This window comes from Paracoccus contaminans (assembly GCF_002105555.1).
In the GTDB taxonomy this organism is placed as follows: domain Bacteria; phylum Pseudomonadota; class Alphaproteobacteria; order Rhodobacterales; family Rhodobacteraceae; genus Paracoccus; species Paracoccus contaminans.
This window is the reverse complement of record NZ_CP020612.1, coordinates 1,302,523-1,324,264: the sequence shown is the minus strand read 5'-3', so window position 1 is coordinate 1,324,264 and position 21,742 is coordinate 1,302,523. Positions and strand designations below refer to the sequence as shown.

At 69.4% G+C, this 21,742-nt stretch carries 19 protein-coding genes and 1 tRNA gene; 8 read left to right on the top strand and 12 right to left on the bottom strand.

Annotated elements, in window-relative coordinates; genetic code table 11:
* Positions 1-14 precede the first annotated feature (14 nt).
* Together B0A89_RS06225 and kce are read left to right on the top strand one after the other, a co-directional pair.
* A complete protein-coding gene (locus tag B0A89_RS06225; RefSeq protein ID WP_085377397.1) occupies positions 15-1,220 on the top strand; it encodes an ABC transporter substrate-binding protein in 1,206 nt (401 codons plus the stop codon).
* Positions 1,221-1,381: 161 nt separating this feature from the next.
* Positions 1,382-2,320: a 3,5-dioxohexanoate:acetyl-CoA acetone transferase gene (gene kce / locus B0A89_RS06220; protein WP_085377396.1), complete on the top strand. Its 939-nt coding sequence runs from the start codon at positions 1,382-1,384 to the stop codon at positions 2,318-2,320.
* Positions 2,321-2,487: 167 nt separating this feature from the next.
* On the opposite strand, the gene B0A89_RS06215 is transcribed toward kce, so the two are convergent.
* The 5 genes from B0A89_RS06215 to B0A89_RS06195 are packed head-to-tail and all read right to left on the bottom strand — an operon-like array spanning position 2,488 to position 6,975.
* Positions 2,488-3,306: an ABC transporter permease gene (locus tag B0A89_RS06215; RefSeq protein WP_205949787.1), complete on the bottom strand. Its 819-nt coding sequence runs from the start codon at positions 3,304-3,306 to the stop codon at positions 2,488-2,490.
* Entirely contained in the window at positions 3,303-4,493 is a 1,191-nt protein-coding gene (locus B0A89_RS06210; protein WP_085377395.1) for an ABC transporter substrate-binding protein, read from the bottom strand. Before B0A89_RS06210 ends, B0A89_RS06215 begins: the two co-directional genes overlap by 4 nt.
* A gap of 9 nt (positions 4,494-4,502) precedes the next feature.
* Positions 4,503-5,273 (bottom strand): ABC transporter ATP-binding protein, encoded by a 771-nt coding sequence (locus tag B0A89_RS06205; RefSeq protein ID WP_085377394.1) that lies wholly within the window; start codon positions 5,271-5,273, stop codon positions 4,503-4,505.
* Positions 5,270-6,403 carry an acyl-CoA dehydrogenase family protein gene (locus tag B0A89_RS06200; RefSeq protein ID WP_085378781.1) on the bottom strand — a complete coding sequence of 378 codons (1,134 nt, stop codon included), beginning with the start codon at positions 6,401-6,403 and terminating at the stop codon, positions 5,270-5,272. Before B0A89_RS06200 ends, B0A89_RS06205 begins: the two co-directional genes overlap by 4 nt.
* Positions 6,400-6,975 carry a carboxymuconolactone decarboxylase family protein gene (locus tag B0A89_RS06195; protein ID WP_085377393.1) on the bottom strand — a complete coding sequence of 192 codons (576 nt, stop codon included), beginning with the start codon at positions 6,973-6,975 and terminating at the stop codon, positions 6,400-6,402. The genes B0A89_RS06200 and B0A89_RS06195 overlap by 4 nt, the downstream gene beginning before the upstream one ends.
* An 832-nt stretch (positions 6,976-7,807) precedes the next feature.
* Between B0A89_RS06195 and B0A89_RS06190 the strand changes: the two genes are divergently transcribed.
* The 6 genes from B0A89_RS06190 to B0A89_RS14580 all read left to right on the top strand — a co-directional run bounded on the left by B0A89_RS06190 (position 7,808) and on the right by B0A89_RS14580 (position 12,734).
* Positions 7,808-8,905 carry an ABC transporter substrate-binding protein gene (locus B0A89_RS06190; protein ID WP_085378780.1) on the top strand — a complete coding sequence of 366 codons (1,098 nt, stop codon included), beginning with the start codon at positions 7,808-7,810 and terminating at the stop codon, positions 8,903-8,905.
* A gap of 6 nt (positions 8,906-8,911) precedes the next feature.
* Positions 8,912-9,871, top strand: coding sequence for a YVTN family beta-propeller repeat protein (locus B0A89_RS06185; protein ID WP_085377392.1), 960 nt, complete (start codon positions 8,912-8,914; stop codon positions 9,869-9,871).
* Between the two features lie 73 nt (positions 9,872-9,944).
* Positions 9,945-10,673, top strand: a complete 729-nt coding sequence (locus B0A89_RS06180; protein WP_085377391.1) for an ATP-binding cassette domain-containing protein — start codon at positions 9,945-9,947, stop codon at positions 10,671-10,673.
* Positions 10,670-11,467 (top strand): ABC transporter permease, encoded by a 798-nt coding sequence (locus tag B0A89_RS06175; RefSeq protein ID WP_085377390.1) that lies wholly within the window; start codon positions 10,670-10,672, stop codon positions 11,465-11,467. The genes B0A89_RS06180 and B0A89_RS06175 overlap by 4 nt, the downstream gene beginning before the upstream one ends.
* Positions 11,467-12,069 carry a hypothetical protein gene (locus tag B0A89_RS06170; RefSeq protein WP_240558664.1) on the top strand — a complete coding sequence of 201 codons (603 nt, stop codon included), beginning with the start codon at positions 11,467-11,469 and terminating at the stop codon, positions 12,067-12,069. Before B0A89_RS06175 ends, B0A89_RS06170 begins: the two co-directional genes overlap by 1 nt.
* Positions 12,070-12,137: 68 nt before the next feature.
* Positions 12,138-12,734 carry a hypothetical protein gene (locus tag B0A89_RS14580; protein WP_157115264.1) on the top strand — a complete coding sequence of 199 codons (597 nt, stop codon included), beginning with the start codon at positions 12,138-12,140 and terminating at the stop codon, positions 12,732-12,734.
* A gap of 9 nt (positions 12,735-12,743) precedes the next feature.
* On the opposite strand, the gene B0A89_RS14575 is transcribed toward B0A89_RS14580, so the two are convergent.
* The 7 genes from B0A89_RS14575 to fdnG form a co-directional block, all read right to left on the bottom strand.
* Positions 12,744-12,839, bottom strand: a tRNA-Sec gene (locus B0A89_RS14575).
* The gene (selB, locus tag B0A89_RS06160; RefSeq protein ID WP_085377389.1) at positions 12,840-14,741 is read right to left on the bottom strand and encodes a selenocysteine-specific translation elongation factor; all 1,902 of its coding nucleotides are present in this window, start codon (positions 14,739-14,741) and stop codon (positions 12,840-12,842) included.
* Positions 14,738-16,042: an L-seryl-tRNA(Sec) selenium transferase gene (gene selA / locus B0A89_RS06155; protein WP_240558663.1), complete on the bottom strand. Its 1,305-nt coding sequence runs from the start codon at positions 16,040-16,042 to the stop codon at positions 14,738-14,740. Before selA ends, selB begins: the two co-directional genes overlap by 4 nt.
* A gap of 60 nt (positions 16,043-16,102) precedes the next feature.
* Positions 16,103-17,029 carry a formate dehydrogenase accessory protein FdhE gene (gene fdhE / locus B0A89_RS06150; protein WP_085377387.1) on the bottom strand — a complete coding sequence of 309 codons (927 nt, stop codon included), beginning with the start codon at positions 17,027-17,029 and terminating at the stop codon, positions 16,103-16,105.
* Between the two features lie 36 nt (positions 17,030-17,065).
* Positions 17,066-17,752, bottom strand: coding sequence for a formate dehydrogenase subunit gamma (locus B0A89_RS06145; protein ID WP_085377386.1), 687 nt, complete (start codon positions 17,750-17,752; stop codon positions 17,066-17,068).
* Positions 17,752-18,732, bottom strand: a complete 981-nt coding sequence (gene fdxH / locus B0A89_RS06140; RefSeq protein ID WP_420814427.1) for a formate dehydrogenase subunit beta — start codon at positions 18,730-18,732, stop codon at positions 17,752-17,754. The genes B0A89_RS06145 and fdxH overlap by 1 nt, the downstream gene beginning before the upstream one ends.
* Positions 18,729-21,671 (bottom strand): formate dehydrogenase-N subunit alpha, encoded by a 2,943-nt coding sequence (gene fdnG / locus B0A89_RS06135; RefSeq protein ID WP_476704023.1) that lies wholly within the window; start codon positions 21,669-21,671, stop codon positions 18,729-18,731. Before fdnG ends, fdxH begins: the two co-directional genes overlap by 4 nt.
* Positions 21,672-21,742: the final 71 nt, after the last annotated feature.

Here is a 21,742-nt window from a genome sequence, read left to right as displayed (position 1 = left end):
GAGGAAACCGGATCATGACCTTCAGGGCAATCGCCGCCGCCTGCATGCTGGCCATCACGGCCGGCGCGGCACAGGCGGACATTTCGGACGGCAGGATCAAGCTTGGCGTTCTGACCGACAAGGGCGGCGCCTATTCCGACGCCGCCGGCGAGGGCAGCGTCGAGGCGGTGCGCATCGCGGTTGAGGAACTGGGCGGCAGCGTGGCGGGAATGCCGGTCGAGGTGATCTCGGCCGACCACCAGAACAAGCCCGATGTCGGCTCGGCCATCGCCAGCCGCTGGTTTGACACCGAACAGGTGGATGCCATCGTCGATGTGCCGACCTCGTCCGTCGCCCTGGCGGTGCAGCAGATCGCCCGGCAGAAGAACCGCGCCCTGCTGGTTTCGGGCGGCGGGTCCGAAGAGCTGACGGGCAAGACCTGCTCGCCCACCTCGGTGCAGTGGACCTATGACACCTATGCACTGGCCCATGGCATGGGCAAGTTCGGGGTGGAAACGCTGGGCGACAGCTGGTTCTTCCTGACGGTGGACTATTCCTTCGGCGCGGCCCTGGAAAAATCGCTGACCGACGTGCTGACGCAGAACGGCGCGAAAGTGATCGGATCGGCCAGGCATCCCTTGGGGACGACCGACTTTTCGTCCTACATCCTGCAGGCGCAGGCATCGGGGGCCAAGGTGATCGCGCTGGCCAATGCCTCGGGCGACACGGTCAACGCCATCAAGCAGGCCCAGGAATTCGGCGTCACCCAGGGCGGCCAGCATCTGGCCAGCATGGTGATGTTTCCCTCTGACGTGAAATCGCTGGGGCTGGAGGCGGCGCAGGGCCTGGCGCTGATCGACGGCTGGAACCCCGAGCGGGACGACGAAAGCCGCGCCTTCGCGCAGAAATTCCTGGCCCGCACCGGCAAGATGCCCAGCATGGTGCAGGCCGGCAGCTATTCGGCGGTGCGCCATTACCTCAAGGCCATCGCCGAGATCGGCAGCGACGATGCCACGCAGGTCGTGCAGCAGATGCGCAAAATGCCGGTCGACGATGCCTTTGCGCGCAATGGGGTGGTGCGCCCGGACGGGCGCATGGTCCATGACATGTATCTGATGCGCGTCAAGAAACCGGCCGAATCCACCGGGCCATGGGATCTCTACAGCGTGCTGGCCACGATCCCGGGGGATCAGGTGTTTCGCCCGCTCGACGCCGGCGGCTGCCCGCTGGCCAATCAATAGCCCGGTCGGGCGGATGCCCGCCTGCCATCGCTGCGGCAGGGGGGCTGCGCGCGGCCATCATCGCGGCACGCCCCGCGCAAGGGGCCGTGCGCCGCCCGACCGCCAAGGCCCTGCGCCCCCGGCCAAGCGCCCGGCATCATTCATCAACCCAAGAGGAACCCATGGCCCGCCAGCCCAACAAGGTCATCATCACCTGCGCCGTCACCGGGGGCATCCATACCCCCTCGATGTCCGACGCCCTGCCGATCACCCCCGACCAGATCGCCCAGTCGGCGATCGAGGCGGCCGAGGCAGGCGCCTCGATCCTGCACCTGCACGCGCGCGATCCGCAGGACGGCCGCCCCTCGCCCTCGGCCGAGGTGTTCATGCAGTTCCTGCCCCGCATCAAGCAGGCCACCGACGCGGTGTTGAACATCACCACCGGCGGCGGGCTGAACATGCGGATGGAGGAACGGCTGGAAGGCGCCATGGCATCCCGGCCCGAAATGGCCTCGCTGAACATGGGGTCGATGAATTTCGGCATCTTCCCGATGGCCTGGAAAGAGCGCGACTGGAAGCATGACTGGGAAAAGCCCTATCTGCTGGGCACCGACGACTTCATCTTCCGCAACACGTTCCGCGACATCGAACATATCCTCAGGAACCTGGGCGAGGCGCACGGCACCCGGTTCGAACATGAATGCTATGACGTGGGCCATCTCTACAACGTGGCCCATTTCGTCGATCGCGGGCTGCTGAAGCCGCCATTCTTCATCCAGATGATCTTCGGCATCCTGGGCGGGATCGGGGCGGCGCCCGAAAACCTGATGTTCATGAAGGAAACCGCCGACAAGCTGTTCGGGGATGATTACCGCTGGTCGGTGCTGGGCGCAGGGCGCCATCAGATGCCGCTGATCACGCAGGCCGCCATGATGGGCGGCCATGTCCGCGTGGGGCTTGAGGACAGCCTCTATATCGGGGCGGGCAAGCTGGCGCGGTCGAATGCCGAGCAGGTCGCCAAGATACGCCGCATCCTCGAGGAACTGGGGCTTGAGATCGCCACCCCCGCCGATGCGCGCGAGATCCTCGCGCTCAAGGGCGGCGATCAGGTCGGTTTCTGACAGAGCCGTGGCGCCTGCGCGGGCGGGCCTGCCCTGCCCGCGCAGGCGCCGCCGGTCGACAGCGCCCTGGCTAGGGCCGCGCCCCTTGCGCCAGCACGGCAGGGGCGCCCCCCGCCGCCCATGATGCCTGCCGGAGGCCCCGAACGGCCGGTAGGACCTGTGCCCTTTCAGGCGCCGGGGGCAAGGCGGCGGATCAGCGCGCGGGCTGCGCCGTCCAGCGCAAAGCCGATGACGCCGATCACCAGAACCACCGCCATCAGCTGCTCATAGGCCAGCCGGTCGCGGGTATCGAGAATGAAATAGCCCAGGCCCGCCTGCACGCCCAGCATCTCGCACGGGACCAGGACGATCCAGCTTGTCCCGATGGCCAGGCGCAGCCCGGTCAGGACATGGCCCAGAACGCCGGGCAGGATGATGCGGAGCAGCGTTTCCCATCCTGTCGCGGCAAGGCTGCGCGACAGCAGCAGCCAGTGCGGGTTCAGCTGGCGCACGCCCGCCGCGGTGCTCAGCAGGATCGGCCAGACGGCGGCAAAGGCCAGCAGAAAGCAGATCGGCGCATCGCCGACGCCCAGGACCAGCACCGCGATCGGCATCCATGACAGGGGCGAGATCATCCGCAGGAACTGGAAGGCCGGGGCAAGCGCAGCCTCGGCCAGGCGGGATGCGCCGATCAGCAGGCCCAGCGGCACGCCCGCCAGCAGGGCAAGGCCCAGCCCGATCAGCACCCGCCTGAGGCTGACGGCGACATGCACCCACAGGTCCGGCCCCGCGATCAGCGCGGCCAGCGCCGGCAGCGCCGCCACGGGCGAAAAGCGGCGGGCAAAGCTGCCCTCGGCCGCCAGCAGGTCGGTCGCCCCCCACCACAGCGCCAGCAGCAGCGCAAGCCCGACCAGCCCTGCGGCCGCATGGCCGATCCGGCCCGCACTGCGCAGGGCCGGCGCCGCGGGGGCCTGGACGGGCGCGCCGGAATGATCGACCGCGCTCAAGCCTCGATGACCTCTTGCCGGGTCCAGCCTTCGGGCAGGCCGAAGGCGGCAAGGCCGCCCACCTGTTCGAGCGCCCGCCGCACGAAGCTGTCATCCACGAGATCGCCTGCCGCAAAGGCCGGATCGAGCGTGTCGAGAAAGCCGCGCTCGCCCTCGACGCGGGTCTGCTTGAGCTGGGCGATCAGCTCCTCGGTGTAGCTGGCGAAGGGATAGGGCTGAAAATCGATGCGCCGGCTCAGCCAGTCGGGGTGGCGGATGGCGCCCGAGGCCACATACTGCGCGTGATCGGCCTCGGCCGGGGCCAGCACGCGCGACAGGATCTCGGGGCTGTGGGGGGTATATCTCTGCGGATTGGCCGAGGACAGCAGCTGCGCCGTCTCGGCCCGGTTGTCCCGCGTCCACAGCTGCGCTTTGACCATGGCGTTCACGACCTTCTGCGACCATTCGGGCCGCCCGGTCAGATCCTGTTCATGCATGAACACCACGCAGCAGGCATGATCCTTCCACACGTCGCCGGTAAAGCGCAGAACCTTGCCGACCTTGTTGACCTCGGCCGCGGCATTGAAGGGTTCGGCCACGATATAGCCCGCGATCTGCCCGCTGGCGAGCGCGGGCACCATGTCGGCGGGCGCCATCAGCACCAGGGCGACCTCGCCTGCCGCCGGTGCAGAGCCTGCCGCCGCGATCTTCAGCCCGCTTTCGCGCAGCAGCTTTTGCAGCACGACATTGTGGATCGAATACCAATAGGGGATCGCGACCGTCCTGCCGCCCAGATCGGCGACGCTGGCGATGTCGTTGGCGACCGTCAGGGCCGATCCGCTGGTGTGGTTCCAGGCCACGACCCTGGCCGGCGTCCTGCTGTTGTAGCGCGCCCAGACCGTGATCGGGGACAGCAGGTGGACGACATTGACCCGGCCTGCCAGGAACGCCTCGACAAGCTGCGACCAGCCGCGGAACAGGACGGGCTTTTCGGCGCGCAGCCCCTCGGCCTCGAACAGCCCCTTGCCATGGGCGACCAGCAGCGGGGTGGCGTCGGTGATCGGCAGATAGCCGATCCTGACCGGCTCGTCAGGCTCCTGGGCACGGGCGGCGCGGGTGTTCAGCAGCGGCATGGCGCCCGCCGCCGTCAGCAGGGCCGACAGGCGGATGACATCACGGCGCGAGAAAAGCGAATCCTCGGTCGGCATGGGTGTTCCTCAGATGGGTCGGGCGGCCCCGCGCAGGGTGCCGACGATGTCTATGCGGATGCGGCCGAGTTCGGCCACCAGATCCTCGCGCGGGCGCGGCAGGTCGATGCGCCATTCGCCGATGGTGCCGGCGGGCGATCCGCCCAGCAGCACGATGCGGTCCGATACCAGCAGCGCCTCGTCGATGTCATGGGTCACGAGAAGGGCGGCGGTGCGGTAATCGGCGACGATGCGGACCAGCAGGGCCTGCATGTCCGCGCGCGTGACCTCGTCCAGCGCGCCGAAGGGTTCGTCCAGCAGCAGCACACGGGGCTGGCGAGCCAGGCAGCGCGCCAGCGCCGCCCGCTGCGCCATCCCGCCCGACAGGGCCGCAGGCCGCATGTGGCGGGCATGGTCAAGCCCGACCTCGGCGATGGCGCGGTCGATGCGGGCCTGCCGCTGGGCGCGGGGCAGGCGCGGCTGGCGGCGGAAATCCAGGCCGAAGGCCACGTTGCCCTGCAGGTCAAGCCAGGGCAGCAGCGCGGGATTCTGAAAGGCGATCGCCAGCCCCGGATGCACGCCGTCCAGCGGCGCCCCCTCGACGGCAACGGTGCCGGCGTCGGGCGCCTGCAGCCCCGCCAGCACCCGCAGCAGGCTGGACTTGCCCACGCCGCTGGGCCCCAGAACGGACAGGATCTCTCCGGCGGCAAGATCAAGGCTGAAGCCGGCCAGCACCGGCTGCGCCGCGCCGGGATAGCGCAGCGCGACGGCGTCCGCGCGCAGGGTGGGCGGCGCGTTCATGCGGCCCTGCCGGCCGCGGCCAACACGCTGCGCAGCTGCACCAGGCTGGGGGTGATCAGCGGCACGAAGGCCGCCTCGCGCCAGCGGCGGGCAAAGTCGCGCCCTGATCCTTCAAGGAAGTTGCGCCCCCCGCCCGCCTGCAGTTCAAGCGAGACGGCCTGCTGGGCAAGCTCGGCCAGTTCGATCCGCAGCCGGAACAGCGGCGCGGTATCGGCGGCAAAGCTGCCGCTGCCGATACCGGCCAGCATCTGCGCCTCGGCCCGGTCGATCCGCCGGGCGGTTTCCTCGATCGGCGGGCCCAGCACGGCGCGGCCCGCGCCGCCGCATGTGCGGGCCTCGGCCAGGGCCCGGCGGGACAGGCCGATGGTCATGCCGCATTGCAGGGCGATGAACAACGGGCGGACGCCCGGCAGCCAGCCCTGGGCATTCTGCGCGATGATGCGATGCGCGGGGATGCGCACCTCGGTCAGCGTCACGGCGGCGGTGTCGGATGACCGCATGCCCATCAGCGCCAGATCATCGGACCGGACCAGCCCCGGATCGTCATGGGCCAGCGAGACGATGATCGCCGGGCCGCCCCCGACGGGATCCGCCGCGGCGGCCACCCAGAAGCCGTCCTTGCGCAAGTTGGTGACCCAGGGCAGCTTGCCGTTGATGACAATGTCGTCCCCTTCGGTCCGGGCGGTGACCTGCAACGGCTCAAGCCCGGCAAGATGCTTCATCACGTTCGACAGGGCCGAGGCACCGGCGCGTTCGCCCGCCAGGATGGCCGGCAGCTGGGCGGCGCGCAGGCCCTCGTTCGGGGTGCGGATCAGGAACTCGGTATAGCAGCGGTGCCCCCACAGCATGAAGGCCGCGGCCAGCGAATGATGCGCGACGGCGGCCACGGCCTGCACGGCCTCGGCCGGGCCGGCCCCGTCGCCCCCCATGTCCGACGGAACGGCAAGCCGCGTCAGCCCCGCCGCGGCAAGGCGGGGCAGGACGGCGGCGGCGGGGATGTCGCCGCGGTCGATCCCCTCGGCCGATGCCGCCAGCCAAGCCGCCAGATCGGCCGGCAGCGCCGTGCCAGCGGCCTGCGGCCCGGAATGCGCGGCGGGCGCCGGCCCGCCTGCAGGCCCCCCGCCCGTCATTGCGCCGCGGCTGCCGGGGCCGCGCCTTTCCATTCATAGGCCGCAAGCTGGGGGTTCAGTTCCGGCTGGCCCAGATTGTTGGCAAAGTTGCACAGCGTCGCCAGGCTGACGCCCAGCACCACCTCGAGCGCCGCCTGATCGTCAAAGCCGCCCTGCCGGAAGGCCGCCAGTTCCGCCTCGCTGACCGCCCCGCGCGCCGCGATCACCGCCCGGGTAAAGCGCGCCACCGCATCCAGCCGCGCGTCCGGCACCTGCGTGCCGTCCCGCAGCGCGGCAATCACGCCGTCGTCCATGCGCGCCTTCTTGGTGGCGACGGCGGTATGGCCGGCCACGCAGAAGCCGCAGCCATGGGTGGCGGCCGCGGTGATCTGCACCGCCTCGCGTTCCGCCAGGGTCAGCGAGGCGCGGCCGTTGATTTCACCCACCGTCTGATAGGTTTCCAGCGCAACCGGCGCATTGGCCAGCAGCCGGACGAGGTTCGGCAAGAAGCCGTTGTTCTTCTGCGCGGCCTCAAGGCGCGGCTGCGCCTCGGCCGGCGCGTCCTCGATGGTGCGAAGCGGAAGGCGGGACATGAAGGCATCTCCTTTGCAACAAGCGGGCGGGGCGCCGCGCGCCGGCGGGCGCAATTCCGCCGGCTGAATGATTGCGGCCAAGGTAATCCCTTGGCCGGCGCGGTGTAAGGCACCCCCGGCCTGCGCAAACCGATAAGGAAGAAGCCCCGCCCGGCGCTGGCCCAAGGGGATTTTTTCCCCTGCAGGCCGACACCTGCAGGGCATGTATCCGGCCCTTTCGGGCAGGGCCGGACAAGAAGCCGGCGCGCGGAACAGGGCCTGCGCATCCGGCCGGGCTGTTCCGCCCAGCGCGCCGCCCCTGCGGGCAGCGGCGGGCCGCCGCAACGCGTTCAAGGGAAAGGTGACGCCAGGGCCTGCAAGGCCGCACTGGCGCAGCGCGCCATGCGCCTTGGGCGGCAGGACAGATGCGGGCTCGGCGCCGCCCTGCCCTTGCCCGCAGCCTGCGGCCTGCGGCGATCACGCAGATGGACGGCTTGCAGCCATCCGCTCGGCCGGAAGGGGGCACGGCCCGATCCTCGCGGCGCCCATCGCGGCCCTCGTATCCCGGCATCAGCCTGCGGGATGACGGCCGGGCCTTGCCGGCAGGCAGGGCGGCCTTCCCCCAAAGGTCGCAGAACCCGCACCGGCGCGATGATAGCCCTTGCGCCGCAGGGGCGCGGGTCCAACACTGGACCCCAAGGGAAAGACGAGCCGCGCCATGACCTTGCCCGCCAGCCTTGCCATCATCGCGGCCGCAGCCATGACGCTGGGCATGGCGTCGGCTGCCCCGGCGCCGACCCCGGCGCCTGCGCCCCCCGCTGCGCCCCCCGCCGCGCCGGCGCAGGTGATCCGCATGGCCGTGCTGCGGGTTGATCGGCCGGGCCTGCCCCCGATCTCGCGGCTGGATCTGCCGCCGGCGGATCTGGGCTTTGCCGGGGCCCGGCTTGGGGTCGCGGATGACGACACCACCGGGCGCTTTCTGGGGCAGGATTTCGAGGCCGCCGAGATCACCGCGACACCCGAGAGCGCCGCGGCCGATCTTGACGGGGCCATCGCCGCGGGGGCGGGGCTGGTCATCCTGCTGGCGGACGACGCGACGACGCTGGCGCTGGCCGATCATGCCGGGGACCGGGCGCTGATCCTGAATGCCCGCGCGCGGGGCGATGCGCTGCGCGGGGCCGACTGCCGCGCCAACGTGATCCATGTCGCGCCCAGCCATGCCATGCTGGCCGATGCGCTGGCGCAGTTCCTCGTCCTCAAGCGGTGGACGCGCTGGTTCCTCGTCAGGGGCAGCCACCGCGAGGACGGCGCCCTTGCCGACGCCTATCTGCACGCCGCGGCCAAGTTCGGCGCGACGATCGTCGAACAGCGCCTGTTCGAGGATACCGGCGGCGCCCGGCGCACCGACACCGGCCATGTGCAGGTGCAGGCGCAGCTGCCGGTCTTTACCCAGCGCGCCCCCGATCATGACATGATGATCGCCGCGGATGAGGCGGGGATCTTTGCCGACTATCTGCCCTATCAGACATGGGATGCGCGGCCGGTCGCCGGATCGGCGGGGCTGGTGCCGCGCAGCTGGCACCCCGCGATGGAGGCATGGGGCGCGTCCCAGTTCCAGGACCGGTTCGAGCGCCTGGCCCATCGCCCCATGCGCGAGGAGGATTACCAGGCCTGGCTGGCCGTGCGGATGGTGGGCGAGGCGGCAACGCGCACCCGTGACGCCGATCCCGCCCGCCTGCGCGCGCTGATGCTGTCGCCCGGTTTCGAGGTGGCCGGCTTCAAGGGGCAGAAGCTGACGATCCGCGACTGGGACCATCAGCTGCGCCAGCCCATCCTGTTGACCACCGGGGCCCTGATGACCAGCGTCAGCCCGCAGGACGGGTTCCTGCATCAGGTGACGGCGCTGGATACCCTGGGCGTCGATCGCCCCGAAACCACCTGTGCGTTCTGAGGGATCATGAAAGCTGGCCTGATGCTGATGCTGCTGACCGCCGCCACGCCGGCCCGGGCCGACCGGGTCTATGTGACCAACGAACGCGGCAACGACGTGACCGTGATCGACAGCAGGACCATGGCGGTGATCGGCCGCTATCCCGTCGGCGCCCGCCCGCGCGGCATCACCCTGTCGCCGGACGGGACGGAGCTGTATGTCTGCGCCTCGGACGACGATCTGGTGCGGGTGTTCGATCCGCGCAGCATGCAGGAAACCCATACCCTGCCCTCGGGCGCCGATCCCGAGCTGTTCGTGCTCAGCCTCGACGGATCGCGCCTCTACATCGCCAACGAGGACGACAACCTTGTCACCGTGGTGGACACCCGCACGCGCCAGATGGTGGCCGAGATCCCGGTCGGCGTGGAACCCGAGGGAATGGCCGTCAGCCCCGATGGCGCGACGATCGTCAACACCTCGGAAACCACCAACATGGCCCATTTCATCGACGCGGCCGGCTACCAGATCACCGGCAACGTTCTGGTGGACCAGCGGCCGCGTTTCGCCCAGTTCTCGGATGATGGCAAACGGCTGTTCGTCAGCGCCGAGATCGGCGGCACGGTCAGCGTGATCGACCCGGCCACGCACCAGATCGTCAAGACCATCGGCTTTCAGGTGCCGGGCGTGCTGCCCGAGGCGATCCAGCCCGTCGGCATCCGCATCAGTCGTGACGGGCGCAAGATCTTTGTCGCGCTCGGCCCCGCGAACCGGGTGGCGGTGATCGACGGCGACAGCCTCGAGGTGACGGATTACATCCTCGTGGGGCAGCGGGTCTGGCAGATGGCGTTCTCGCGCGATCAGTCGCAGCTGTTCACGACCAACGGCAATTCGAACGATGTGACGGTGATCGACGTGGCGTCGAACCGGGCGGTCCAGTCCATCCCCGCCGGGCAGCAGCCCTGGGGGGTGGTGGCGGGACCGGACTGATGGCGCGGGCCGGAAGGGCCTGCCCCGTGCGGCGCGCCGGCCGGCTGCGCGGGCCCCGTCCGGAGCGGCGGCGATGAGCGCCCCGCCCGCCCTGGAAATCTGCGGCGTCAGCCATGATTTCGGTTCGCTGCGGGCGCTGGACGATGTGTCCCTTGCCGTCCCCGAGGGCCGCCTTACGGCGCTGCTGGGCGTGAATGGCGCGGGCAAGACCACGCTGTTCAACCTGGTGACGCGGCTTTACGCCAATCGCCGCGGCACGATCCGCGTCGGCGGCCATGACATGCGCCGGGCGCCGGGGGCGGCGCTGGCGCGGCTGGGCGTCGTCTTCCAGAGCCGGGCGCTGGACGGCGATCTGACGGTGCGCCAGAACCTGATGTATCACGCGGCGCTGCACGGGATCGGGCGGCGCGATGCCCGCGCGCGGCTTGACGCGGTGCTGGCGCAGGTGGATCTGGCCGACCGGGCCGGGGCGCGCGTCTCGGCCCTGTCGGGCGGGCAGGTGCGCCGCGCCGAAATCGCGCGCGCCCTGATCCATGATCCCGCCCTGCTGCTGCTGGACGAACCGACCGCCGGGCTGGATGTCCGCTCGCGCGCCGAGGTCGTGGCGCTGACGCGCCGGCTGATCGCCGCGCGCGGGGTGTCGGCCTTGTGGGCGACCCATATCCTTGACGAGATCGACCCCGCGGACGGGCTGGTGGTGCTGCATCGCGGCCGCGTCCTGTTCGACGGCCCTGCCGGGGCTGCCGCGCCGGGGGGCGATCTGACCGCCGCCTTCCTGGCCTTGACGGGCGCGGCGGCATGAGGGCGGGCGCCATCGTCTTTGCCGGCATCGCCCGGCGCGAATGGCTGCGCTTCGTGAACCAGCGGGGGCGGTTTCTGTCCGCGCTGGTGCGCCCGCTGGTCTGGCTGTTCATCTTTGCCGCCGGGTTCCGCGCCGTGCTGGGCCTCTCGATCACGCCCCCCTACAAGACCTATGTGCTGTACGAGGTCTATGTCACGCCGGGCCTGTGCGCGATGATCCAGCTGTTCAACGGGATGCAGTCGTCGCTGTCGATGGTCCATGACCGGGAAAACGGCTCGATGCGGACGCTGCTGGTCAGCCCCTGGCCGCGCTGGTTCCTGCTGGCCTCCAGGCTGGTCGCGGCCGTGATCGTGTCGATCCTGCAGGTCTATGCCTTTCTGGCCGTGGCCTGGTTCTGGGATGTGCGCCCGCCGCTGCCGGGCTATCTGGCCGTCCTGCCGGCGCTGGTCCTGTCGGGGCTGATGCTGGGGGCGCTGGGGCTGGCGCTGTCCTCGACGGTCCGGCAACTGGAAAACTTTGCCGGGGTGATGAACTTCGTGATCTTTCCGATGTTCTTTGCCTCGTCGGCGCTTTACCCGCTGTGGCGGATGCGGGAATCCTCGGCCCTGCTGCATGATCTGTGCGCGGCCAACCCCTTCACCCATGCGGTGGAACTGATCCGCTTTGCGCTTTACCTGCAGGTGAACTGGCTGTCGCTGGGGGTGGTGGGGGCCTGCCTTGCGCTGTTCTTTGCCGCGGCGGTGCTGATGTATGACCCCGCGCGCGGCCTGGGGATTCGCCGAAAGGGGGGATGATGCGTGCAATGATCGCCGTGGCGCTGGGGACGATGCTGGCCGCAGCATCCGCGGCGGGGCAGACGGCCTCGGCCGACTGGCCCTGCATCCAGCCGCGCCAGCCGCATCTGTCGCTGGGGCAGGTCTGGACCGGCCCCGCCCCGGACGATGCCGCGCGGGCAGGCGCCGCCGACCCCGCAACCGCCGCCCTGGCCGAACGCATCGCCCAGCGGCGGATGCCCATGGATCAGGCAGAGGCCGAGATCGAGCGCTTTGCCCGCGGGCGGGATGCGGCGGCGCTGACCGCGCTGATGCTTGCCGTGTTCAACGACATGGACGCCTATCGCACGCGCCTGCTGGACGGTATCGCGCGCTATGGGCGCAAGCAGGTCGCGCTGGCCGACCGGGTCAGGGCGCGGCGCGACCGCATGGCGCTGCTGCAAGCGGCCGGAAAGCCCGATTTCGACGCCATCGACGCCGAGGAAAAGGCGCTGGAGCTGGACGAGCGCATCTTCAACGATCGCCGGCAGAGCCTGGGCTATGTCTGCGAATCGCCGGTCATCGTCGAGCAGCGGCTGTTTGCCCTGGGCCGCGCGATCGCCGCGCATCTGCCGACGCCCTAGATGTGGGGAACGCACCGGGCTATCGTCGTGTTCGATCAGGCCGGGGCCGCTGAGGAAGGGATCATCCGATGAACCGATTCGCCATGTCGCTGATGGTGGTGCTGCTGGCCGGGGCGCCTGCCCTGGCCCAGTCCGTCCAGGAAGCCGCATCCGCCGATGCAGGCCCGGCCGCCCAGACCGCCGCCGCACCTGCCCCTGATGTTTCCGCAGCTGCGCCGGCTGCCGCCGCACCGGCCCAAGCCGCCGCTGCCCAAGCCCCTGCGACCGGTGCGGCAAGCGAGCCGGCACAGACGCCCATGCCCGCCACCACGCAGCAGGCGCTCAAGGATACATCTCCCCTGGCGACCACCGTTCCGGTCGAGACGCCGCAGGGCCAGACCGTTCCCGCCGGCTCTCAGGCGGCGGCGGCCATTGATCCGCCCTCGGACCAGGCCACCGCCGGATCGGGCCAACAGGATGACGGGGCCGGGGCATCGGGCGTGGCCAGTGCCGCGACCCAGCCCGACCGGGGAACCGTGGACGGGACCGCGCCGGGCAATTCCGGCTCGACCGGCTGGACGGGGGGCACGGGCGGTTCGCAGATCGGCACCAACACGGCCGGCGCGGTGCCCGAATCCAAGACCTGGCAGCCCCCTACGGCGCGCGGGCTCGACCTGAAGGGGTGATCGCCCCGCTGGCGGAGGAGAATGGGAGTCGAACCCACCCGAGACAGGCGCGCTGCCTCAACCGGATTTGAAGTCCGGCCGCCCCACCGGGGACGATTCTCCTCCTCAGGTGCCGAACAGGTCGGCCCGGTGCGGGTTGATGCGCCGCAAATCGCCGCGGCGCAAGGTCACCCCGTGGCGATCATAGAACTCCAGGATCTCGATGGCCACCTTGCGGCCGTTCTGCACCCGGTCCCGGAATGCGCCGGCCGTGACCCAGCCATCGGGGGCGGCCGCCTGCGTCAGGGCGATCAGGCGCACCATTTCGGCCGTGGTCGCGCGCAGAAAGAAATGATCGTGCCGGATCTGGTCCACCCGGCCTTGTCGCGCCGCCATGCGCAGGACACGCCGCACCTCGGTTTCGGGGATGTCCCAGTCGGTGGCCATGTCGCGCACGCGCGGCGGGCGGAACCGCGCCTCGCCTGACAGGGCGGGCACGATGCGGGCGTAAAGCGCCTCGTCCTCGGCCGACAGGCGGACGACATGGCCGGGCAGGCGCAGGACGCTGCCCTCGGCCACCACATCGCCCGCCCCGATCCGGGCGGCGACAAAGGCGGCAAAGGCCGGCTTGGGCAGGCGGGGGGTCAGGGCCAGGCGCAGCCGTTCGCGGCCCATCCCCTGCATGTCGGGATTGTCCTCGTGAAAGCGCCGCAATGTCTCGGCCAGCCCGGCCACAAGCCCCTCATGGGCCGCCGCCGACAGCGCCAGCCGGGGCGGGCCGTCCAGCACCACCGCATCCCCCAGGGGGACATCCGCAATCGCCCGGTCGCGGGCAAAGCCGTCAAGATCGACCAGATGGGGCGGAACCTCCAGCATGGCGGCCAGCGCCTCGGCCGCATCAGGGCGGGCGGCTGCGGCCATCACCGCCAGCCGCTCGGGCGTGCGACGCCGGCGGGCGGGGGCGCGCAGGTCGAGGAAACGCCCGCCACCGATGGTCCGGCGCGCCGACACGTCGCGCAGGATGAACCGGTCGAGCGCGGCCGCCGCAATCGGGCGATCAAGAACCAGTTGCACCGGGCCGTCCTGTCCGGGGGCCAGCGGCGCGGCCAGCGGAACGACGCGCGCACCCACCTCGGCCGCGCCGACATGCAGGCGGGCAGGAAACCAGGTGCCGACCGGGCGCGGCTCGGACGGCAGGACGCGCAGATCGGCGTCGATCCGGTCGGTGGGCGCGTGAAGCGCCGGGTCCAGCACGACCGCGCCGCGGTGGATGGCATCGCGGCCGACCCCTTCGCCGGCAAGGTTCAGCGCGCAACGCTCGCCGGCGAGGCCCTGTTCGGCGGGCCGGTTCTGGGCATGGATCCCCCGCACCCGCGCCGCCAGCCCGAGGGGCGACACGATCACGCTGTCCCCCGCCGCGACCCGGCCCGACAGCACCGTGCCCGTGACGACCGTGCCCGTCCCCTTGAGCGTGAAGCTGCGGTCCACCGCCAGCCGGAACAACCCGTCCGCCGCGCGCCCCGCCATGTCGCCCGCCGCCGCGGCCAGTATCGCGCGCAGGTTTTCGATCCCCTCGCCGGTGACGGCCGAAACCGGAACGACGGGCGCCCCGGCCAGGCGCGTCCCGGCCAGCAGCGCCGCGATTTCGGCCGCGGCGTCGCGCCGGCGCTCCTCTCCGGCCAGGTCGGCCTTGCTCAGCGCGACGATGGCGCGGTCGATGCCCAGCAGGTCGAGGATGGCCACATGTTCCTGCGTCTGCGGCATCACGCCGTCATCGGCGGCCACGACCAGCAGCGCGAGGTCGATGCCGCCCGCCCCTGCCAGCATGGTGTGGACGAACCGTTCGTGCCCCGGCACATCCACAAAGCCGGTGATGCCCCCCCGGCCCAGGTCGGCATAGGCAAAGCCAAGCTCGATGGTGATGCCGCGCGCCTTTTCCTCGGCCAGGCGGTCGGTATCCACCCCTGTCAGGGCCCGCACCAGCGCCGTCTTGCCGTGATCGATATGGCCGGCCGTCCCGACGATCATGCAAGCGCCGCCAGCAGCGCGCCGTCATCGGAAAGGCAGCGCAGATCGAGGATCAGCGCCCCGTCGCGGATGCGCCCGATCACCGGAACCGGACCGCTGCGCAGCCGCGCCGCCAGCCGGTCGGGCGCGTCGCCCCCCTCGCCGCTGATCGCCAGCGCCGCCGAAGGCAGGGTTTCGACCGGCAGCGCGCCCGAGCCGATCTGGCTGGCGCAATCAATGACCGAGACGCGGTATTCGGGCAGCAGCCGCGCCACGGCGGGCGCCAGCCTGTGCGCCTGCGCCGCGATCTCGGCCTCCGGGCGGGTCAGCAGCCGCAGCGTCGGCAGCCGCTCGGCCAGGCGGTCCGGGTCGCGGTAGAGGCGCAGCGTCGCCTCGATCGCGGCAAGACGGATCTTGTCCAGCCGCAGGGCGCGCTTCAACGGGTTGCGGCTGATGCGGGCGATCAGGTCGGCGCGCCCGACGATGAAACCCGCCTGCGGCCCGCCCAGCAGCTTGTCGCCGGAAAAGGTGACGATGCCGGCGCCCTCGGCCACCGCCTGCCGCACGGTGGGTTCAGCCGGCAGGCCCCAGCGCGTCATGTCGATCAGCGTGCCGGACCCCAGGTCGTTCATCATGGGAACGCACGCCTCGGCGGCGATGGACGCCAGTTCGGCAGGATCGACCGCGCGGGTGAACCCCTCGATCCGATAGTTCGAGGGATGGACCTTCATCATCAGCGCCGTCGCATCGGTGACCGCGCCGCGATAGTCGCGCGGATGGGTGCGGTTGGTGGTGCCGACCTCGACCAGCCGCACGCCCGCGCGGGCCATGATGTCGGGAATGCGGAACGCGCCGCCGATCTCGACCAGCTCGCCGCGGGAAACGATCGCCTCGCGCCCCTCGGCCAGCGTGTTCAGCACGATCAGGACGGCGGCGGCGTTGTTGTTGACGACGGTGGCGGCCTCGGCCCCGGTCAGTTCGCAGATCAGCGGGGCGATGTGATCGTCGCGCTCGCCCCGCCGGCCGGTGGAAAGGTCGTATTCCAGCGCCGCGGGGGCGCGCATCGCATCGGTCGCGGCGGTGATGGCGGCCTCGGCCAGGATCGCGCGCCCCAGATTCGTGTGCAGGACCGTGCCGGTCAGGTTCAGGACCGGGCGCAGGGTGCTGGCCGCGGCGCGTTCCAGCGCCGTCGCCGCCGCGGCGTGGATCGCGGCCGCATCGGGAACCGCGCCTCCGCCCTGCGCCGCGGCCCGCGCATCCGCCAGCGCCGCGCGCAGCGCATCGGTGGCGGCCGCGCGGCCATGCGTTCGGGCGAGGGACATGCCCTCGGCCGAGGAGAGCAGCCGATCCACCGAAGGAAGCGCGCGCAGGGGCTGCACCCTTCAGTATCCGATCAGGAACGGGTCGAACCCTGCGCGCCGCCACGCGCTGCCGCGCATCAGCCCGTCCAGCCCCAGCGAGGCCACGTCATCGGCCAGAGGATCAAGCGAGGGGTTGCGGTTCTGGGCCATGATCTTGACCCAGGATCCGCAGCCGTCGCAGGTTTCTGCCCTGATCTGGGCGCCGGTCTTTTCGTCGGCGCCGCCGTCATCGACGCCCTGGTATCCGATGCCCTCGTTGGTTCCGCAGGACAGGCAGTGGACGCGCACCTCGTTCCACAGGGTCTGGCAGCAGGCGCAGGCCGCATAGCGCGCCCCCTCGGCCCCCATGATCCCGGTCACGACCGAGGCAGAGGGCCTTCCCCCGCAGGCGGGGCAGACGCCAATGCGGATCGGCACCAGCTGGCCTGCCTCCAGTGTCGCGGCCAGCCGCGCCATATGGACCTGCACCGCCGCCGCAACGAACAGATGCGGCGCGGCGCTGTCATCGGGAATGGTGTCGGCCATGACATTGCCGAGCAGCCAGCGCCGATCCTCGGCCGTGCTGTGGCGTAGCGCATCAAGCGCCAGCCGCGCCGGGGCAGGCATGTCGATGCCCGCGGCCTCGGCGATCAGGGCATCCAGCGTATCGGCAAGCCCCGGGTCGTCGACCAGCAGGGGCCGGTCAAGCGGCGGCATCCGCGCCGCGCGGGCAAGCGCCACCTTGTCCGCATCCGGCGCAGCCACGGCCGGCAGGCTGTCCGCCAGCCGCGCCTGAACCCGGCACAGCGCCGCGAGAAAAACCAGATAGGGTCCAAGGGCCGAACCCTGGGCCAGGAATGCGAACCGTTCGGCCCGTTGCCCGAACAGCTGGCCAGGGCGCGGCAGAATGGCAAGCGGCGGCGTTGGAACGCCGCCGATCATGTCTGGCCTGGGTTGCGGATCGCTCATGTTCCCTCCTCGGGCCGGTCCGGCCCAGGGCGGGCGTCATTCTGCCGCGTTCGTTCCCCGCCGTCCAGCCAGTTCGCGCAGCCACTTGCGATGGTGCAGCCATGCCCATCCGCCCGTCACCGTGCCGCGGGTCATCGCCCGGATCGTGCCGCGCGTCCACAGCGCCGCAAAGACATGCAGGATGAACACCAGAACAATCAGCACGGCCGAGATCGAATGGATCAGGATCGCGATGCGCCGCGTCGGGATGGAAACCAGGTCGGGGAAATACTGAACCCACATGGGAATTCCGGTCGCCACCAGCGCCAGGATCAGCCAGAACATCCCCCAGAACACAACCTTCTGGCCGAAATTGTATTTGCCTAGTTCCGGCAGGCGTTCCTCGTGGCCCGTGATCACATCGGCAATGTGGGCCGTCCAGACCAGATCCTCGCGCCGCAGGATGTTCAGCCGCACCAACTGAATGAACATCGCCGCAAAGCTGATGACCAGCGCGATGCCAAGGAACGGATGAATCCAGCGCGTCGTCTGCCCGCCCCCGAACAGCGCGGTCAGGCCGAAGAACGACGGGTGGAACAGAGCAAAGCCGCTGAGCATCAGCAGCACGAAGCAGATCGCCCCGAACCAGTGGTTCACCCGGATGAAGGCGCCATAGCGCCGCACCTCGACCGGGCGGGTGCCGAGGATGCGATCGGTCGGTTCCGAAAACTTGCGCGGGGCCATCAGATATGTCCCCTGTCGTCAGACGCGGCAGGGGTCGTTTCGACCAGTCCTTCCGCCTCGCGTTCCTCATGCTCGGTGATGCGGCTGCCGCGTGACAGAACGCCCATGGCCGCCGCGCCCACCGCGGCCACGCCCACCGCGGCCAGGCCGATCGGCTTGGTCGGGCCCTTCCAGCCCTCGACCACATCCGAAATCTGCGGCGCGTCGGGCAGGCCGCTATAGACATGCGGCCGGTCCGCGTGCTGCAGCACATACATCACATGGGTGCCGTCCACGCCGGCCGGGTCATAAAGCCCTGCCTCGTCATAACCGCGGGACTTGAGATCCTCGATCCGTTCGGCGGCAAGGGTCTTCATGTCGTCCTTGGTGCCGAAGCTGATCGCCTGCGTCGGGCAGGCCTTGGCGCAGGCAGGCCCCTGCCCCACGGCCACCCGGTCTGAACACAAGGTGCATTTCTTGACGACATGCTTGGTCGGATGCATCCGCGGGATGTCGAAGGGACAGCCGGAAATGCAATAGCCGCAACCGATGCAGTTCTCGCTGATGAAATCGACGATGCCGTTGGAATACTGCACGATTGCGCCAGGAGCCGGGCAGGCCTTGAGGCATCCTGGATCGGCGCAGTGCATGCAGCCGTCCTTGCGGATCAGCCATTCGAAATCGCCGCTGTCCGGATTGTCGTATTCGGCAAACCGCATCAGCGTGTACATCTCGGCCGTCAGGTCGTGGGGGTTTTCATAAATCCCCACATTGACGCCGATTTCCGGGTGCGTGTCGTTCCATTCCGCGCAGGCGGACTGGCATGCCTTGCAGCCGATGCATTTGCTGATGTCGATCAGCTTGGCGACCTCGGGCAGCTGCACCGGGTTTTCGGCCACAGGCCCGCCGGCGGATGACCGCACAACGGCCTGCTGGCCCAGAACCGACTGGCCCGGCTGAACCGGAGGATTGAAGGCGGCCATGTTGGGCGGAGTCGTCACGACACGGCCTCCCCGACTGCGGGTTCGATGTTGACGAGGAACGCCTTGAATTCCGGCGTCTCGATATTGGCGTCACCGACGAAGGGCGTCAGGCTGTTGGGCCCCCAGCCCTTCTTGGCCGCCCCGACAAAGCCCCAGTGCAGCGGGATGCCGACGACATGGACGGTCTTGCCGTCGCAGGTCAGCGGCTTGATCCGCTTGGTGACCAGGGCTTTCGCGAACACCTCGCCCCGCTTGGACCAGACGCGGACGCGGCCGCCCCGCTCGATGCCCTTCTCGGCGGCCAGCTGTTCGCTGATCTCGACGAAGAATTCGGGCTGCAGCGCGGCATTCACCACGTTGTGCTTGGTCCAGTAGTGGAAATGCTCGGTCAGGCGGTAGGAGGTCGCCACGAAGGGGAACTCGGACGAATCGCCCAGATGCTCGACATCCGAGGCAAAGACGCGGGCAACCGGGTTGCCGCGCATCCTGTCGTTGAAGACGTTCTGCACCGGGCTTTCGAAGGGTTCCATATGCGTGGGGAACGGGCCGTCCCGCATCAGGCCGCGGCTGAACAGGCGGCTGACACCTTCCTGGTTCATGATGAACGGCATCACCTCGCCGGGCTTCGACGCGGGCGCGATGTCGGGCACGTCGTTGCCGGCCCATTTCTCGCCGTCCCATTCAATGATCGGACGGGCCGGGTCCCAGGCCTTGCCGTTGAGGTCCGCCGAGGCGCGGTTGTAGAGCGTCCGGCGGTTCAGCGGCCAGCTCCAGGCCCATTTCGCGTGCACGCCCAGCCCCGAGGGGTCGGCATTGTCGCGCCGCGCCATGTTGTTGCCGTCCTCGTTGAAGCAGCCGGAATAGATCCAGCAGCCGCAGGCGGTCGAGCCGTCATCGCGCAGTTCGGCAAAGGATTTGACCTGCTTGCCCGCCGCTGTCAGCAGCTTGGCCGGGTCCTTGGGGTCGAACACGTCGCCCAGGGCGCGGCCGTTCAGCTCGCGCGCAAGCTCGGCCGGCGAGGGCTCGTTCTCGTCCTCGTAATCCCAGGTCAGGTTCAGGATCGGATCGGGGAAGGGGCCGCCTTCGGCCCGATACAGATCCCGCATCCGGCGCCAGATCTGGGCCATGATCCAGGTATCGGCCTTGGCTTCGCCCGGCGCATCGGCCGCCGCCCAGTGCCATTGCAGCCAGCGGCCCGAATTGACCAGCGCGCCTTCATCCTCGGCAAAGCAGGTCGTGGGCAGCTGGATCACCTCGGTCTGGATCGCGGCGCTGTCCGCATCGTTGTAAATGCCGTGGTTTTCCCAGAACCGCGCCGTTTCCGTCTGCAGCGGGTCCATGACGACCAGCAGCTTGAGCTTGGCCAGCGCGCCCGCGTTCTTGTTGCGGTTGGCCAGCGCCAGCAGCGGGTTGAAGCCCTGGCAGAAATACAGGTTCACCCGGCCCTGATCCATCAGCTCGAACATGCGCAGCATGTCATAGGCCGGCACGTCCAGCTTGGGCAGATAGTGATAGGCCCAGTCATTGTCCTTCTGCGCGGCATCCCCGAACAGGGATTTCATCAGCGAGACCATGAACTTGGGATAGTTCTGCCAATAGCTGGTCTGGCCCGGCTGCAACGGCTTGAAGGCGCGCGACTTCATGTAGGTGGCGAAGTCGGGTTCCTTTTCCGTCGGGATGTTCAGATATCCCGGCATCAGGTTCGACATCAGGCCCAGATCGGTCAGACCCTGGATGTTGGAATGCCCGCGCAGCGCGTTCATGCCCCCGCCCGGCACGCCGATATTGCCCAGGATCAGCTGCAGCATCGCCATGCCGCGGATGTTCTGGGCACCCTTGGAATGCTGCGTCCAGCCCAGGGCATACATCGAGGTCATCGTCTTCGTCTTGGACGAACATTCCCCGATCATCTCGGCGATGTGCAGGAACCGGTCCTTGGGCGTGCCGCAGACGCGTTCCACCAGTTCCGGGGTATAGACGTCGACATGGGCCTTGAGCAGGTTCCACACGCAGCGCGGATTGGTCAGCGTCGGGTCGGTCAGCGCAAAGCCGGTCGTCTCGTCGATGACGTAATCCCAGCTCGACTTGTCATAGTCGCGCTTTTGCTCGTCATAGCCGGTGAACAGCCCGTCGGACCAGCCGAACTCGTCCTTGACGATGAAGGACGCGTTGGTGAACGCCTTGACATAATCCCACTGGACCTTGTCGTTGGCGATCATGTGCCGGATCAGCGCCATCAGGAACACGATGTCGCTGCCCGGACGGATCGGGGCATAGTAATCCGACACGGCGGCCGTGCGCGTGAACCGCGGGTCCACGACGATCAGTTTCGCACCGCGGTGGTGCTTGGCCTCGGTCACCCACTTGAAGCCGCAGGGATGCGCCTCGGCGGCGTTGCCGCCCATGACGACAACGAGGTCGGTGTTCTTGATATCGGTCCAGGAGTTCGTCATCGCTCCACGGCCAAAGGTCGGGCCCAAACTGGACACCGTGGGGCCGTGTCAGACGCGTGCCTGGTTGTCGAATCCTACAATTCCCATGGACCGGACGACCTTGTAGGTCAGCCAGGCCGTTTCATTGGTGGTGGCAGAGGCAGCCAGGAAACCCGTCGTGGTCCAGCGGTTGACCGGAACGCCCAGTTCGTTGGTCTGCAGGAAGTTGGCGTCGCGGTCGTCCTTCATCGCGCGGGCGATGCGGTCGAGCGCGTCGTTCCAGGTGATCGGCTCGAACCGGTCGGAACCGGGCTTGCGGATCATCGGCTGCGTCAGGCGGGTTTCCGCGTTGACGAAATCCTTGAGCGCCGCGCCCTTGGGGCATAGCGTTCCACGGTTGGTCGGGTGGTCGGCGTCGCCTTCGATATGCATGACGCGGCGTTTGCCGTCGTCGCCGGGCTTGGCATAGATGATGATGCCGCAGGCAACCGAGCAATAGGGGCAGGTGTTGCGGGTTTCGGTCATGGCTGCCAGCTTGAACGCGCGCACATGCGCCAGTTCCGCCGCCTCAGCCTCACCAAAACCCATCGCCCCCA

Coding starts and splice junctions, on each gene's coding strand:
- B0A89_RS06225 (WP_085377397.1), top strand. CDS start 15: ATGACCTTCAGGGCAATCGCCGCCGCCTGCATGCTGGCCATCACGGCC.
- kce (WP_085377396.1), top strand. CDS start 1,382: ATGGCCCGCCAGCCCAACAAGGTCATCATCACCTGCGCCGTCACCGGG.
- B0A89_RS06210 (WP_085377395.1), bottom strand. CDS start 4,493: ATGCCGACCGAGGATTCGCTTTTCTCGCGCCGTGATGTCATCCGCCTG.
- B0A89_RS06205 (WP_085377394.1), bottom strand. CDS start 5,273: ATGAACGCGCCGCCCACCCTGCGCGCGGACGCCGTCGCGCTGCGCTAT.
- B0A89_RS06200 (WP_085378781.1), bottom strand. CDS start 6,403: ATGACGGGCGGGGGGCCTGCAGGCGGGCCGGCGCCCGCCGCGCATTCC.
- B0A89_RS06195 (WP_085377393.1), bottom strand. CDS start 6,975: ATGTCCCGCCTTCCGCTTCGCACCATCGAGGACGCGCCGGCCGAGGCG.
- B0A89_RS06190 (WP_085378780.1), top strand. CDS start 7,808: ATGGCCGTGCTGCGGGTTGATCGGCCGGGCCTGCCCCCGATCTCGCGG.
- B0A89_RS06185 (WP_085377392.1), top strand. CDS start 8,912: ATGAAAGCTGGCCTGATGCTGATGCTGCTGACCGCCGCCACGCCGGCC.
- B0A89_RS06180 (WP_085377391.1), top strand. CDS start 9,945: ATGAGCGCCCCGCCCGCCCTGGAAATCTGCGGCGTCAGCCATGATTTC.
- B0A89_RS06175 (WP_085377390.1), top strand. CDS start 10,670: ATGAGGGCGGGCGCCATCGTCTTTGCCGGCATCGCCCGGCGCGAATGG.
- B0A89_RS06170 (WP_240558664.1), top strand. CDS start 11,467: ATGCGTGCAATGATCGCCGTGGCGCTGGGGACGATGCTGGCCGCAGCA.
- B0A89_RS14580 (WP_157115264.1), top strand. CDS start 12,138: ATGAACCGATTCGCCATGTCGCTGATGGTGGTGCTGCTGGCCGGGGCG.
- selB (WP_085377389.1), bottom strand. CDS start 14,741: ATGATCGTCGGGACGGCCGGCCATATCGATCACGGCAAGACGGCGCTG.
- selA (WP_240558663.1), bottom strand. CDS start 16,042: ATGTCCCTCGCCCGAACGCATGGCCGCGCGGCCGCCACCGATGCGCTG.
- fdhE (WP_085377387.1), bottom strand. CDS start 17,029: ATGAGCGATCCGCAACCCAGGCCAGACATGATCGGCGGCGTTCCAACG.
- B0A89_RS06145 (WP_085377386.1), bottom strand. CDS start 17,752: ATGGCCCCGCGCAAGTTTTCGGAACCGACCGATCGCATCCTCGGCACC.